The following is a 14,079-nucleotide window of genomic DNA, read 5'->3' as shown; positions in this document are numbered from 1 at the left end:
CCGTGCTTCTCCAGGTCCCTGAAAGGTCTCTTTTCTCAGGAATACCCGATGTCCAAAGCTCTGTTGTGCTCCCTCGTACTGGCTACCGCCGCAACCCTGACGGCGTGCGACAAGACCTCCGAAGACCACGCCCAGGAGGCCCAGGCCCATAGCCAGAAGGCCCAGGAGAAGGCGGCCGAAGGCAAGGTCGAGCGGGCCTCCCAGGAGCAGGCCAAGGCGCAGGAGGATCGGGCCCAGGCCAATGGAGCCGCGGCTACCGAAGGGCGCAACGCACCCCCCGATTCCGCCGTGCCCGGCTATATCAAGACGCCCAGCAAGGAAAATCCCTGAGTCTTGACCTCGATCGGCTGCCGGTTTCGGACCGGCAGTCGCGGGGCGATGCGAGGGGCGAGGCCTGCCGCAGGAGGGCTTAGCACCTTCTTTCATGTCCAGGGAAATCGGCTCGTGACGCTCCCGTTGGTGGAGCATCCGGAGGGCGAGAGGAGGAGGGCCGGACCAAGGCTCTGACCGGAGGCGCCGAAAACGGGCCTGGGCTCGCCGACGACAGCTATCGTCCAGGCGAGCAACGGCTGTTTACATCCGGGCCAGGACGATTAGAGTAGGGGCCACTTCGCCATCATTCGTCCAGCCTCCGGAGCCGCCATGAGCCTTTCGCGACCGATCCACTGGTATCGTGCCCGCAGCACGCTCGAAATCGTCGCCCTGGGCCTGGGCGTCATCGCGCTGGTGATCGCTGTCGATCAGGGCCTGCGCAACTCGCCCTCCGAACATCTCGCCGACTATCACGCCTGCAAGGGTGACGGTGGCCTGGCGCGAATGAACGCCATCGGCGAAATCGTCTGCCGGCTGCCCAGTCCGGTGATCGGCCAGGTGGCAGCCAAGACCCCGGCGGTCTCCGGCCTCTAAACCACCGCCAGGCTTCTCACTGCGCGGCCCGTTCAGGATCAGCTCGATCCTGTGACCGGACCTTTTCGGCCCGGTGATGCCTCTTTCCTGCATTCCTTCCTGATGCCGTCCTGAGCTCTGGGCGTGGATCACGGCTGCCTGGCATTCGCGATGCGAACAGCTATTGCTTACCGTAACATTTGATAATGAGAGTTTTTATCATTTAAAGTGATGACCCTCGCGGGATACCGCGAAGAGCAGCCTTCAAGTGCACGGCGTCGGCTGCAACGCCACGGTCACAAGGATCACCATGAACACCCAAGGAACCCTCTGCCAGCCCGTCCGCCTTCGCCGCGGGGCTCTCCGTCAGCTGCTCCTGATCGGCGCGCTGATTCCCTTTCCGCTGACGGCCCTGGCCGCCACGGTGGCCGAGCAGAACGCCACGGAACTGGACACCCTGACCATCGAAGGCAACCGCCTCTACGACATGGCGCCCTCGGAACAGACCGGCGGCTATACCGTGGATTCGGCGACCGTGGGCACCAAGACGCCGGCCGCCCTGCGTGACATTCCCCAGTCGATCACCTCCTACACCAGCGACTACATCAAGGACCGCAACTTCAACACCCTGGACGAGCTGGCCAAGTCCACCGCCGGCCTGCGGGTGCTGACCAACGACAGCGGGCGTTCCTCCATCTATTCGCGTGGTTACGAGTACGACGAATACAACATCGACGGCCTGCCGGCGCCCATGACCAGCATCTTCGGCACCGTACCCATCCTTTCGCCCTTCGACCGGGTCGAGATCATGCGCGGGCCCTCCGGGCTGTTCAACAGCACCAGCGAGCTGGGCGGCATCGTCAACATGGTGCGCAAGCGCGGTACCGAGGACTTCCAGGGGCACATCACCGGGCGCTACGGTTCCTGGGACACCAACTACCAGGAAATCGACCTGGCCGGTCCGCTCACCGAGAGCAAGAATGTGCGGGGTCGCTTCGTCGCCTCCCGCGCCGACACCAATGGCGAGGTGGACTACAACGCCAACACCGACCAGAGCTACTATGGCGACCTGGACATCGACCTGTCCGACGCCACCCAGATCTCCTTCGGCCTGATCCACCAGGTCAAGAACGTCACCCCGCACAATGGCTATCCCACCGATACCCAGGGCAATCTGCTGGACATCAGCCAGTCGCGTTTCCTGGGGGCGGACTGGAATTACTTCGACGGCAAGACCACCGACGGCATCTTCGAGCTGACCCACAGATTCGACAATGGCGGCTACGGGCGCATCGCCGCCCGGGCGTCGCACCGGGAGGCGGACTACCTCTATGCCTTCACCGGCGGGGCGGTGCAGGCCAACGGCAACACCAGCATCCGTGCCAGTACCCGGGACTTCGAGCAGGATGCCTATTCGCTCGACGCCAGCTACAGCCAGCCGTTCGAGGCATTGGGTCAGGTCAGCGAATTCGTCGTGGGTACCGACTACAAGCACTACGACACCGACTACCAGAACGGCAACAGCGTCCTGGGTACGGTCAATGTGAACAGCTATTCGCCGACCCGCTTCGCCAAGCCGGCGCGCGCCTACCAGACCGACTTCAGCAGCGAGGATCGCGAATTCGGCCTCTATTCCAAGGTCACCTTCCGCCCCATCGAGCGCCTGGCGCTGATCGGCGGCGCGCGCGTTTCCTGGTACAAGGGCGATGCCTACACCACCACCCTGGCCAGCGGCGCCGAGGCGGGGGAAAGCCAGAAGCACAGCGGATTCGTCACTCCCTATCTGGGTACCGTCTACGACCTGGACGACTACCATTCCCTCTATGCCAGCTATTCGAAGGTGTACAAGCCACAGAGCGAGCTGGATGCCCAGGGCAAGGCCATCGATCCGCGCGAGGGCGACCAGTACGAAGTCGGCATCAAGGGCAGCTATTTCAACGGCGACATGAATGCGCGCCTGTCGGTCTTCCAACTGACCGACGAGAACCGCGCGTCCACGCCCTTCGATGCCAATGGTCTTGCGATCACCACCTATTCCGAAGCATCCGGCAAGACGCGGGTGAAGGGCGCCGAGATCGAGGTCAGCGGCAAGCTCACCGACCAGTGGGAAATGCTCGCCGGCTACACCTACATGGATACCCAGAACCTCAGCGGCGATGGCAACACCCTGTTCGAAGCCATGCCCAAGCACATGGCCTCGCTGTGGACCAAATACACCCTGGCGGGTGGTCCGCTGACCGGCCTGAGCATCGGCGGCGGGGTGACCGCCATGAGCGATTTCTCCCAGACCAACCAGACCTCCGGGGTCACCGTCTCCGCGCCGGGCTATGCCACGGTGGATGCCAAGTTCTCCTATCCGGTCACCAAGCAACTGACCGCGACCCTGGACGTGAACAACCTCCTCGACAAGGAATACTGGTCGCGCGTAGGTTCGGTTTCCACCTTCAACTTCCAGGGCCCCTCGCGCAGCGTGATGGTCGGGGCGCGCTACGACTTCTGAGGTCCAGGCCTACCCGAGCCTGGCTCGGGTAGGCCGGCGCGATGCAGGCCATGACGATCCTTGCGACGATGTACCTTGATGCGATGAAAGATTCACTTTTCCAGCGGGACGACGTGGGCAGCGAGCCCTGGTGGCAGGCCGTGGCCTGCCGTGGCACGCCGCTGATCGAGCCCACCGCGGGCGGGCGCTATCGCCTGACCTTTGTCTGGCGCGATCCCGAAGGGCTGGCCGGGCGTGCCAGCACCCAGCGGGTCTGGCTCAACATCACCGGTGTCACCGACCATCATCAGCCGGGCCTGCCGCAGAGCCTGGGGCGCTTGCCAGGTACCGATGTCTGGGCCTGGGAGACCGAACTGGATGGCCGCTGGCGGGGCAGCTACTGCCTGATCCCCAGCGGGGAGCCGGCGCCTTTCGAGAGCGAGGTCCACCCCGACCTCCAAGGCATCCGCCTCTGGTGGCGCAGCGTCTTTCCCCTGGCCCAGGCCGATCGGCTCAATCCGCGGCGTGCCTGGCAGGGGGGGCGCGGGCTGGCGGTGTCGGGCGTGCATTTGCCGGAGGCGCCTGCCCAGCCGGCCTGGGCGACCTTCGACGCCGACCGCAGCCCGGCTCCAACGGCCTGGCCGAGTCTGCAGCAGTACCAATGGAAGAGTGCGCGGCTGGGCAACAGCCGCCCGGTATGGGTCTTCGCCACCGGTAATACCACCCCTATTGATCGGCCGCTGGCCATCCTGCTGGATGGGCAGTTCTGGGCGCAGACGATGCCGGTGGGCGCGCCGCTGCAGCAGCTTACCGCTGCCGGTCAACTGCCTGAGGCGGTCTATCTGCTGATCGACAACAGCGACCGCGCCCTTCGCAGCGGCGAGTTGCCCTGCAATCCGGCGTTCTGGCTGGCGCTGCAGGAAGAGCTGCTGCCGCAGGTGCGCGACTGGGCGCCCCATGCCCCGTCGCCGTCCTCGACGGTCGTCGCCGGACAGAGCTTTGGCGGGCTGGCGGCGCTCTATGCCGCCTTGCACTGGCCGGAACGCTTCGGCTGTGCCCTGAGCCAGTCCGGGTCCTTCTGGTGGCCGCAGCGCGGCGCGCCGGGACGGCTGTTCGAGGCGCTGGCGAGCGGGCAGGGGAGCAACCACCCCTTGCGACTGTTCATCGAGGCCGGGTTGCGCGAGCCGGCCATCCTCGAAGCCTCCCGCGCCCTGGTGCCGCGCCTGCGCGAGCAGGGCCACGCGCTCGACTATCGCGAGATCGACGGGGGCCACGACGCCCTCTGGTGGCGCGGCGGGCTGCTCGATGGCCTGGTCCAGCTCTGGCGACCCCTGGTCGCCGCCGACGCCCAGCGCTAATCCCTACTGCCAGGAGGTCCAATGGACGCTCTCAATCCTTTCGACGATCCCACCCAGGTGCTGCTGATCCTGCGCAATACCCGGGGCCAGTGCAGCCTCTGGCCGGAGGCCATGGCCGTTCCCACTGGTTGGGAGCCGGTGTTCGGACCGGCGCCGCGCGTCGCTTGCGACGACTGGCTCGCCAGCCACTGGCGCGATATCCGCCCGGTCGTCTCCCTGCCTTCCTGACTGGAGTTCCTGTGTCTTCTACGCCCCGTTCTCGCTTTCCCGAGCTGCCCCTGGTCGCTGCCCAGCCCGGCATCTGGCTGGCCGATCAGCTGTCGCCCCACGCCAACGCCTTCGCCGTGGCCCATCTGGTCGAGTTGCGCGGGCCGACCGATGCCCAGGCGCTGGTGGCGGCCATCGTCCAGGGCCTGGGCGAGCTGGACAGCCTGCAGCTGACGTTCGCCGAGCGCGAGGGCGAGCTGGTGCAGTGGATCGCTAGCGACATGGCCATCCCTGCGCCCGAGTGGCTGGACCTGCGTGGGGCAGCCGATCCCGAAGGCGCGGCGCGGGCGGCCATCCGCGTCGATCTCGACGGCGACCTGCGGGCCACCAGTGGCGGTCCGCTGTGGCTCAACCGGATCTACCAGCTGGGTGACGATCACCTGTTCTGGTACCAGCGCTATCACCACCTGCTGATCGATGGCTATGGCTTCGCCGCCCTGGCCAAACGGGTGGCGGCCCTATACAGCGCCGCGGTACGGGGCGAGACGACCGAGCCTTCGCCGTTCGTGTCCTTTGCCGAGGTGGTGCGCGAATACCAGGATTATCGGCAGTCGGCCGTGCGCGAGCGCGACGAAGCCTTCTGGCGCGAGCGTGGTGCGGCCTTGCCGCCAGCGGCGTCCCTGGCTCCGGGTAGTCTGGCGGGGCAGGTGCCCACGCCGCGGGTGGTGGAAGCCCGCGCCCGGGTGCCCGCCGCGGTCTTCGCCAGATTGGCCGAGCAGGGGAAGGCCCAGGGGGTGACGCCGGCCGATCTGGCCGTGGCCCTGGCCGCCACCTGGTTCGCTCGTCTGAGCGGCCAGTCGGCTTTCAGCGCCGGCTTCATCTTCATGAGACGCATGGGTTCGGTGGCGCTCAAATCCGGTGGCGCGACGCTCAACGTCCTGCCTCTGGGCGTGCGCACCGACTCGACCCAGACGCTGCCGCAACTCGCCGCCATGCTGGCCGCCGAACTCAAGAAGATGCGTCGCCACCAGCGCTACGACGCCGAGCAGATCGCCCGCGATCTCGGCCGTCCGGGCGATGCCGAGCCCCTGACCGGACCGGTCATCAACCTCAAGCTGTTCGATTTCGCGCTGGATTTCGCCGGGGTGCCGGGCATCACCCACGAACTGGCCTCGGGGCCGGTGCGCGACCTGGAGATCGCCCTCTACCTGGAGGCGAGCGGCGCCCTGGACATCAAGCTGCTGGGCAATGCCGAGCGCTATGCCGCCGAGCTGCTGCAGGGGCACGCCGAGCGCTTCGGCCTGCTGGCCGGGCAATTCGCCGGGCAGGCCGGCCTTGCCCTGGGCGAGCTGGACCTGCTGGCACCGGCGGACCGCAAGTGGCTGGCCGCGATCAATGCCACCAGGCAGCCGCTGCCTGAGGCCACCCTGACGACCTTGCTCGCCGACCAGGCCGCGCGTACCCCGGATGCGCCTGCGCTGGCCGATCTGCAGCATGCCTTCAGCTATCGGGAGACGCGCCAGCAGGTGCTGGCCCTGGCCCAGCGCCTGAGCGCGGCCGGGGTCGGTCGCGGCGACATCGTCGCCGTGGCACTGCCGCGTTCGGTATTCCTGTCCCTGGCGCTGCTGGCCACGATCGAACTGGGCGCGGCCTACCTGCCGCTGGACAGCGGCTATCCCGACGAGCGCCTGCAACTGATGCTCGACGACGCCCGGCCACGGGTGCTGGTGACCGATGCCAGCCAGCGCGGGCGCTTCCTGGGGCTGGGCGAGGAGCAGGTGCTGATTCTCGATGCGCCCCTGGAGGGGCCGGACCACGATCCCGTGTTCGAAGGGCCGCGCCCCGGTGATCCGGCCTATCTGCTCTATACCTCCGGCTCGACCGGCCGGCCCAAGGGCGTGGTGGTCGGCCATGCCGCCATCGTCAATCGCCTGCTGTGGATGCAGGACAGCTATCCCATCGGCGCCGGCGACACCGTCTTGCAGAAGACGCCGAGCAGCTTCGACGTCTCGGTCTGGGAATTCTTCTGGCCGCTGCTGGTGGGCGCCCGGCTGTACCTGGCGCCACCCGAGGCCCATCGCGATCCCGCGGCGCTGCAGGAATTGTTCGCCCGCGAACGGGTGACCACGGTGCACTTCGTGCCCTCGATGCTGGCGGCCTTCGTCGCCAGCCTGGACGAGCCGGTCGCGGTGGCCTGCTGTGCCAGCCTGCGCCAGGTGTTCTGCAGCGGCGAGGCGCTGCCCACCGAGCTGGCCCGCACCTGGGAGCGCCGGGTCGGCGCGCCCCTGCACAATCTCTATGGCCCCACCGAGGCCGCGGTGGACGTCTCCTATCATCCGGCCCATGGCGCCGCCCTGGCGGCCGTCACCGGCAGCAGCGTGCCCATCGGCAAGCCGGTGTGGAACACCGGGCTGCACATCCTCGATGAACGCCTGCGGCCAGTACCGCCGGGTGTGGCGGGTGAGCTCTATCTGAGCGGGGTGCAACTCGCCGATGGCTACCGGGGGCGCCCGGATTTGACCGCCGCACGCTTCATCGCCGCGCCGGACGGGCAGGGCGAGCGGCTGTACCGTACCGGTGACGTGGCACGCTGGCTGCCGGAGGGCGTCGTCGAATACCTGGGCCGCAGCGACGACCAGGTGAAGATCCGGGGTCAGCGCATCGAACTGGCGGAGATCGACCATGCCCTGCTGGCGCTGCCCGGCGTCGCCCAGGCGGTCACCCACGCCCGGGTGCTCGGCGAGGCGGCCACCGCCACCGGCGGCGATGCCCGCCAGCTGGTGGGCTATCTCGTCGCCCAGCCGGGTGCCGCGCTGGACCTGGAGCGGCTGCGTACGCGCCTGGGCGAAAGCCTGCCGCCGCACCTGGTGCCGGTGGCCCTGGTGGAGCTGGACGCCTTGCCCCTGGGTGCCACCGGCAAGCTGGATCGCAAGGCCCTGCCGGCGCCCCAGGGCGTGGCCAGGGCCGCCAGTCGCCCCTTGGCGCCGGGGCTGGAAAGCGACCTGGCGGCAGCCTTTTCCGAGGTGCTCGGTTGCGCCATCGTCGGCGCGGACGATGACTTCTTTGCCCTGGGCGGTCATTCGCTGCTGGCCATGACCCTGGCGGCCAATCTGCGCCGGCGCCTGGGGCGGCCAGTGTCCATCGGCCAGATCATGGTGGCCTCCAGTGTCGCCCGGCTGGCACGGCAGCTGGAACAGGATGCGGCCAGCGCGACCCGCGCCGGCTTCGAGACCCTGCTGCCGTTGCGCCCGGGCGATGGCCCCAGGCTGTTCTGCTTCCATCCGGCCTCGGGCTTCGCCTGGCAATTCAGCGTGCTGCAACGGCACCTGGATCCGCGCTGGTCACTGCTCGGTATCCAGTCGCCGCGTCCGGACGGTCCCCTGGCCCAGGGCGCCGACCTGGAAGCCGTCATTCAGCGCCATCTGCGCACCCTGCGCGAGGTACAGCCGCAGGGGCCCTATCATCTGCTCGGCTATTCCCTGGGTGGCACCCTGGCCCAGGGCCTGGCGGCACGCCTGCAGGCGGCCGGGGAGGAGGTCGCTTTCCTGGGGCTGCTCGACACCTATCCACCGGAAACCCAGAACTGGCAGGAGCGCGAAGGCCAGCGCGAGCTGGATCCCGAGGTGCTGGCCGAGGTCAATCGCGAGCGCGAGGCCTTCCTGGCCGCCCAGCAGGGCCTGGCCGATCCGGCGCTGGGCGAGGGCGCCGAGCTGTTCACCACCATCGAAGGCAACTACGCCGATTCGGTACGGCTGCTGGCCACGGCGCGCAGCGCGCGTTTCGATGGCGAGGCGCTGATGTTCGTCGCCCGGCGTACCCTGCCGGCGGGAATGGACGTCAAGGCCACCTGGGCGCCCTGGATCACCCGCCTGCAGGCCCACGAGGTGGACTGCGCCCACGTCGACATCATCGCCCCGGCCCAGCTGGCGCAGATCGGCCCGGTGCTGAATCGGGCTTTGAAGGCACTCTAGCGCGCCGAACGCCGCGCCAGGGGCACCACCATGGGGGTCCCGGCCACCGGGTCTTCGATGATCAGGCAGTCCAGGTCGTAGACCGCCTTGATCAGCGCGGGGGTGACCACGTCGCGCGGGCGGCCGGTGGCCAGCACCTTGCCGTCGCGCATGGCCACCAGGTGGGTGGCGTAGCGACAGGCGTGGTTGAGGTCGTGCAGCACCATCACCAGGGTGTGGCCCTGCTGGCGATTGAGCGCCTGCAGCAATTCCAGCAGGTCGATCTGGTGGGTGATGTCGAGCCAGGTGGTGGGCTCGTCGAGCAGCAGCAGCGGGGTTTCCTGGGCCAGGGCCATGGCGATCCATACCCGCTGGCGTTGGCCGCCGGAGAGGGTGTCCACCGCGCGCTCGGCCAGGTCGAAGACACCGGTGGCCTGCATGGCGTGGGTCACCGCGCGCTCGTCGTCGGCGCGTACCCCGCCGAACAGCGTCTGGTGCGGATAGCGCCCGCGGGCCACCAGGTCGCGCACCGAGATGTCGCCCGGGGCCTGGGAGCTCTGCGGCAGCAGGCCCAGGCGACGGGCCACCTCCTTGGTGCGATAGCTCTGGATCGCCTGGCCATCCAGCCAGACCTGGCCCTGGCTGGGCGCCAGCAGCCGGCTCAGGGTGCGCAGCAGGGTCGACTTGCCGCAGCCATTGGGGCCGATGATGACCGTCAGCTCGCCATCGGGAATGGTCAGCGACAGGTCTTCGGCGATCAGCTTGCGGCCGTAGCCCAGGGTCAGGCGCTCGGCGTGCAGGCGCGAAGCGGGGGCGTCGTTCATGAGCGGCGGGACTCCCAGATGAGCAGGCCGATCAGGTAGAGCCCACCCAGGCTCACCGTGACCAGGCCCACCGGCAGGACATAGGGCAGGAACAGGCGCTGGGCGAGCAGGTCCGCGCCCAGCAGCAGCACCGCGCCGGTGAGGGCCGCGGCGGGCAGCGCCAGGCGCTGGGTGCCGGTCAGGCGGCGGGCGATCTGCGGCGCGGCTAGGGCGATGAAGGAGATCGGACCGGCCACCGCGGTGCCGGCGGCGGTGAGCACCACGCCCAGGCCCAGCAGCGACAACCGGGTGCGCTCGACCGGCACGCCCAGGGCGCAGGCGGTGTCGTCGCCCATCTCCAGCAGGAACAGCCGGCGACTCAGCGCCAGGCTGGCCGCACCCGCCAACAGGATGAAGACCACCGCCGGCCAGGCCTTGGCCCAGGTGATACCGTTGAGCGAGCCGGCGCTCCACAGGCCGGCGCTGAAGGCGGCTTCCAGGGAGGCGTGGACGATCAGCCAGGTGTTGAGCGCCATCAGCAGCGCGCGCACGCCGATACCGACGATGATCAGCCGCAGCGTATCCACGCCGCTGCCCCGCCAGGTAAGGGCATAGACCAGGGCCGCGCTGAGCAGGCCGCCGATCAGGGCGGCAGTGGTGCTCCAGAGGATGCTGGCCTGGAACAGCACCAGGGCGACCAGCACGCCGCTGTAGGCGCCGGTGTTGAAGCCCATGATGTCCGGGCTGCCGAGGGGATTGCGCAGCAGCGACTGGAACAGCGCCCCGCTCAGGCCCAGGGCGGCGCCGATCAGCAGCGCCAGGGCGACTCGCGGCAGCCGCCACTGGGTGACCACCAGTTCGATGCCGCGCGGCGCCTCCCCGACCAGCGCGGACAGCACCTGGGCGGGGCTCAGGGCCAGGCTGCCGCTGCCCAGGGCGAACAGCGCCAGCAACAGGGCGCCGCCGAGCAGGGCGAACAGCACACCGGGCAGGCGCAAGCGATCGGGGCGGTTCATGCCCGGCCTCCCTGGCGCTGACGCCGGGCCAGCCAGATCAGCAGCGGCGCGCCGAGGAAGGCCGTCACCACCGAGACCCGCAGCTCGTTGGTGACCAGCAGGCGGCCGACGATGTCGGCGGTCAGCAATAGGCTGGGGGTGAACAGCAGGACAAAAGGCAGCAGCCAGCGATGGTCTTCGCCGATGGCCCAGCGACCCAGATGCGGCACCATCAGGCCGACGAAGGCGATCGGACCGACCGCGGCGGCCGCCGCCCCGCAGAGCAGGGTGATGGCCAGCAGGCCGAGCAACTGGGTCTGGCGGACCCGGGTACCGAGGGCCACGGCCAGGTCGCTGCCCAGGCTCAGGGCGTTGAGCGCCGGGGCCAGCAGCAGGGCGATGACCACGCCACCCAGCACCGGCAGGCTGGCGCTGTGCAGCAGGTCGAGCTGGCGCACGTCCAGGGAGCCGAATTGCCAGAATCTCAGCTGGTCGTAGACCTGCGGATCGAGCAGGGCGATGCCGGAGCTGACGCCTTCGAGCATGGCGCCCAGGGCCACCCCGACCAGCACCAGGCGCATGGGATTGAAGCCGCCGCCACCGGCGATGCCGGCCAGCAGCACCACCAGGCTGGCGAGCAGGGCGCCACCGAAGGCGAAGCCCAGGTACTGCTCGGGACCGCTGGCACCGAACAGGGCGATGCCCAGCACCACGGCGAAGCTGGCACCGGCATTGACGCCGAGGATGCCCGGGTCGGCCAGCGGATTGCGCGTCAGCGCCTGCATCAGGGTGCCGGCCACCCCCAGCGCCGCCCCGGCGAGCAGCCCGGCGAGGGTACGCGGCAGCCGTGCCTCGCGTACGATCAGGCAGGCCGGCTCGCTGCAGCCCTGGCCCAGCGCCTGCCAGACATCGGCCAGCGGGATGGCGGTCGCGCCAAGCGCCAGGCTGGCAGCCATCACCAGCAGCAACAGGAACGCGGCGCAGCCGAGGATGAAGAGGCGGCGCCTGGTCATCCGCGATGACCGACGGGGAGGGGGGTGGATGAGAACAAGGCGTATTAACACATGATAGTCTGTGTTACATGCTAACAGCCTTGCTCCGGCGGCTCGATAGCGTCCCCTGTGTTTTTCCGGTGATTCATGTCCAAGACGTCCTTCCTGCTCGACTTCGGCCTGCTCAGGTCCCACGCCGCCTTTCGCACCCTGTTCATCGCCCGTCTGGTGTCCGTGCTGTCCCTCGGCCTGCTGGCCGTGGCGATCCCCATCCAGGTCCAGGCCCTCACCGATTCGCCACTCAAGGTGGGCCTGGCGCTGAGCATGGCCGGCCTCGGCATGTTCGTCGGCCTGCTCACCGGCGGGGTACTGGCCGACCGCCTGGAGCGGCGCCGGCTGATCCTGGCCGCGCGCTCCATCTGCGGCCTGGGCTTCATCGGCCTGGCAGTCAACGCCAGCCTGCCCGAGCCGTCGCTGACCGCCATCTACCTGCTGGCGCTGTGGGACGGCTTCTTTGGTGCCCTGGGTGTCACCGCGCTGCTGGCGGTCACGCCGATCCTGGTCGGCCGCGAATCCATGGTGCAGGCCGGCGCCCTGAACATGCTCAGCGTGCGGGTGGCGGCCATCGTCGCGCCGCCACTGGGCACCCTGCTGATCGCCCAGAGCGGCGTGGCCTGGAACTACGGCCTGGCCGCCTGCGGCACCCTCATCACCCTGCTGGTGCTCTTGCGCCTGCCGCCGTTGCTCCCGCCGGAACAGCCACGCGAAACGCCCTGGCAGGCCCTGGGCGGCGGCATCGCCTTCCTGTTCGAGAATCGCCTGCTGGGCGCGGTCGCCCTGGTCGGCGCCCTGGTCACCATGGCCAATGCGGTGCGGGTGCTCTATCCGTCGCTGGGCGAGCACTGGGGGCTGGATACCGGCCACTTGGGCTGGCTCTATGGCGCCGCGCCCCTGGGCGCGGCCATCGGCGCCCTCACCAGTGGTCGACTGAACCAGGCGCCGCGCCCCGGCCGTACCCTGCTGATGACCGCGGTGGCCACCTTTCTGGCGGTGGCGGTGTTCGCGTTGCTGCCCAGCTTCTGGCTGTCCGCGCTGTGCCTGGTGCTGTTCGGCTACCTGGGCGCGCTCAATTCCCTGGTGCAGTACGCGCTGATCCAGCGCCTGACGCCGGATCGTCTGCTGGGGCGCATCAATGCGCTGTGGACGGCGCAGAACATCGGTGGTGAAGCCATCGGCGCGGCGCTGTTCGGCGGCCTGGCCAGCCTGATGCTGCCGGCGCAGGCGGCCTGCGTCTTCGGTCTGGTTGCGACCCTGGTAGCCGCGCTCTGCTGGGCGCTGGCCCGCGGTCTGCGCCGGGCCGAAAGCCTCGGCGGCTGATCCGCTCCGGTGCGCCTGGCGTCGCGTGGAAAACCGCGCAGCTTTTTCCGCGACTGCCCGGTTCAGGGCTTGGCGTAGCGCTGTTCCAGGCGATCCAGCAGCAGGTTGGCGCTGTAGGGGTCGAGACGGAAGGTCTCGGCGCCCAGGGCTTCCACGCGGTTGTCCTTGACCGCTGGCAGGTGCGCCAGCAGCGGATTGCTGCGCACCGCCTCGGCTTCCTTGGCGTCCGCGGCGAACAGCAGGAAGGTCTGGCCCGTGAGGCCGGTGGCGACGTTCTCGCCGGCCAGCTGGAGGATGTCGTGGCGCTGCCCCTGGCTATGGCCGGTCTCCAGCCCCGGCGGCAGCGCCGCCAGTTCGAAGCCCAGGCTTTCCAGCAGCTGACCCTGGGAGGAGGCGGCGGTCCAGAGATTGGCCTGGCGCGTCGCCGGGTTGTAGACGAAGGCCGACACCGGTTGCGGCGGCCGCTGCAGGCGCGCCTTGAGGTCGGAGACGCGCCGGTCGAAGTCGGCGACCACCTTGCTGGCGGCCTCTTCGCGGCCGGTGGCCTGACCGAGCAGCTCCACCACCTGTTGCCAGCTGCGATTGTCGTAACCCACCACCAGCACCGGGGCGATGGCCTTGAGTTGCTCGACCAGGCGCAGCGCCGAATCGTTGCCGGCGGCGCTGACCAGGATCAGGTCCGGTGCCTCGGCGGCCACGGCTTCGGCATTGGCTTCGCCGATGTACAGCCGTCTCACGTCGCGCTGCCTGGCGATCGCGCCCCACTGGCGCAGGAAGCCCCGGTCGTCGGCGAATCTGTTGTTGGGCGAGGTGGCTCCGCTGGCCACCACCGGCGCGTCGATGGCGAGCAGGGAGCCGGTAAGGGTGACGCTGGTGGAGACGATGCGGTGCGGCTTGGCCGGCAGGGTCACCTGGCTGCCGTCGGCGCTGATCTGCCGGGGCCAGTCCGCCGCCCGGGCGGTACCGCCCAGCGCCAGGGTCGCGAGGACCAGGGTGGTGAGAATGCGAAACACTGACGACAAGCTGAACATGA

Annotated in this window: 11 protein-coding genes; 7 read left to right on the top strand and 4 right to left on the bottom strand. The window is 69.0% G+C overall.

Annotation, left to right across the window (positions count from 1 at the left end):
* The first annotated feature begins 48 nt into the window (after positions 1 to 48).
* From RCF34_RS04270 to RCF34_RS04245, 6 genes are all read left to right on the top strand, one after another.
* A complete protein-coding gene (locus RCF34_RS04270; protein ID WP_308707055.1) occupies positions 49 to 330 on the top strand; it encodes a hypothetical protein in 282 nt (93 codons plus the stop codon).
* Positions 331 to 642: 312 nt separating this feature from the next.
* The gene (locus tag RCF34_RS04265) at positions 643 to 906 is read left to right on the top strand and encodes a hypothetical protein (RefSeq protein WP_133861191.1); all 264 of its coding nucleotides are present in this window, start codon (positions 643 to 645) and stop codon (positions 904 to 906) included.
* Positions 907 to 1,195: 289 nt separating this feature from the next.
* Positions 1,196 to 3,385 carry a TonB-dependent siderophore receptor gene (locus RCF34_RS04260; RefSeq protein WP_308707054.1) on the top strand — a complete coding sequence of 730 codons (2,190 nt, stop codon included), beginning with the start codon at positions 1,196 to 1,198 and terminating at the stop codon, positions 3,383 to 3,385.
* 83 nt (positions 3,386 to 3,468) lie between these two features.
* Complete coding sequence (gene fes, locus RCF34_RS04255; RefSeq protein WP_308707053.1) at positions 3,469 to 4,722, top strand: enterochelin esterase; 1,254 nt, start codon at positions 3,469 to 3,471, stop codon at positions 4,720 to 4,722.
* A 21-nt stretch (positions 4,723 to 4,743) separates the two neighbouring features.
* A complete protein-coding gene (locus RCF34_RS04250; RefSeq protein WP_308707052.1) occupies positions 4,744 to 4,950 on the top strand; it encodes an MbtH family NRPS accessory protein in 207 nt (68 codons plus the stop codon).
* 11 nt (positions 4,951 to 4,961) lie between these two features.
* The gene (locus RCF34_RS04245) at positions 4,962 to 8,900 is read left to right on the top strand and encodes an enterobactin synthase subunit F (RefSeq protein ID WP_308707051.1); all 3,939 of its coding nucleotides are present in this window, start codon (positions 4,962 to 4,964) and stop codon (positions 8,898 to 8,900) included.
* Here the strand turns inward: RCF34_RS04245 and RCF34_RS04240 are convergent.
* From RCF34_RS04240 to fepD, 3 genes are read right to left on the bottom strand one after another with little or no spacing between them, the layout of a single operon-like run.
* Positions 8,897 to 9,703 (bottom strand): ATP-binding cassette domain-containing protein, encoded by an 807-nt coding sequence (locus RCF34_RS04240; RefSeq protein WP_308707050.1) that lies wholly within the window; start codon positions 9,701 to 9,703, stop codon positions 8,897 to 8,899. The genes RCF34_RS04245 and RCF34_RS04240 overlap by 4 nt on opposite strands.
* Positions 9,700 to 10,698, bottom strand: coding sequence for an iron-enterobactin ABC transporter permease (gene fepG, locus RCF34_RS04235; protein WP_308707049.1), 999 nt, complete (start codon positions 10,696 to 10,698; stop codon positions 9,700 to 9,702). The genes RCF34_RS04240 and fepG overlap by 4 nt, the downstream gene beginning before the upstream one ends.
* Complete coding sequence (gene fepD, locus RCF34_RS04230) at positions 10,695 to 11,690, bottom strand: Fe(3+)-siderophore ABC transporter permease (RefSeq protein WP_308707048.1); 996 nt, start codon at positions 11,688 to 11,690, stop codon at positions 10,695 to 10,697. The genes fepG and fepD overlap by 4 nt, the downstream gene beginning before the upstream one ends.
* A 126-nt stretch (positions 11,691 to 11,816) precedes the next feature.
* Between fepD and entS the strand changes: the two genes are divergently transcribed.
* Entirely contained in the window at positions 11,817 to 13,046 is a 1,230-nt protein-coding gene (gene entS, locus RCF34_RS04225) for an enterobactin transporter EntS (protein WP_308707047.1), read from the top strand.
* Between the two features lie 62 nt (positions 13,047 to 13,108).
* Here the strand turns inward: entS and fepB are convergent, their stop codons facing one another.
* Positions 13,109 to 14,077 (bottom strand): Fe2+-enterobactin ABC transporter substrate-binding protein, encoded by a 969-nt coding sequence (gene fepB / locus RCF34_RS04220; RefSeq protein ID WP_308707046.1) that lies wholly within the window; start codon positions 14,075 to 14,077, stop codon positions 13,109 to 13,111.
* Positions 14,078 to 14,079 lie beyond the last annotated feature (2 nt).

Source organism: Pseudomonas sp. 102515 (genome assembly GCF_031085165.1).
Classification (GTDB): Bacteria; Pseudomonadota; Gammaproteobacteria; order Pseudomonadales; family Pseudomonadaceae; genus Chryseomonas.
This window is presented reverse-complemented; position numbering and strand designations above follow the sequence as displayed.

Excerpts from the sequence above, each read along its gene's own strand:
- RCF34_RS04270 (WP_308707055.1), top strand. The coding sequence starts at position 49 with ATGTCCAAAGCTCTGTTGTGCTCCCTCGTACTGGCTACCGCCGCAACC.
- RCF34_RS04265 (WP_133861191.1), top strand. The coding sequence starts at position 643 with ATGAGCCTTTCGCGACCGATCCACTGGTATCGTGCCCGCAGCACGCTC.
- RCF34_RS04260 (WP_308707054.1), top strand. The coding sequence starts at position 1,196 with ATGAACACCCAAGGAACCCTCTGCCAGCCCGTCCGCCTTCGCCGCGGG.
- fes (WP_308707053.1), top strand. The coding sequence starts at position 3,469 with ATGAAAGATTCACTTTTCCAGCGGGACGACGTGGGCAGCGAGCCCTGG.
- RCF34_RS04250 (WP_308707052.1), top strand. The coding sequence starts at position 4,744 with ATGGACGCTCTCAATCCTTTCGACGATCCCACCCAGGTGCTGCTGATC.
- RCF34_RS04240 (WP_308707050.1), bottom strand. The coding sequence starts at position 9,703 with ATGAACGACGCCCCCGCTTCGCGCCTGCACGCCGAGCGCCTGACCCTG.
- fepG (WP_308707049.1), bottom strand. The coding sequence starts at position 10,698 with ATGAACCGCCCCGATCGCTTGCGCCTGCCCGGTGTGCTGTTCGCCCTG.
- fepD (WP_308707048.1), bottom strand. The coding sequence starts at position 11,690 with ATGACCAGGCGCCGCCTCTTCATCCTCGGCTGCGCCGCGTTCCTGTTG.
- entS (WP_308707047.1), top strand. The coding sequence starts at position 11,817 with ATGTCCAAGACGTCCTTCCTGCTCGACTTCGGCCTGCTCAGGTCCCAC.
- fepB (WP_308707046.1), bottom strand. The coding sequence starts at position 14,077 with ATGTTCAGCTTGTCGTCAGTGTTTCGCATTCTCACCACCCTGGTCCTC.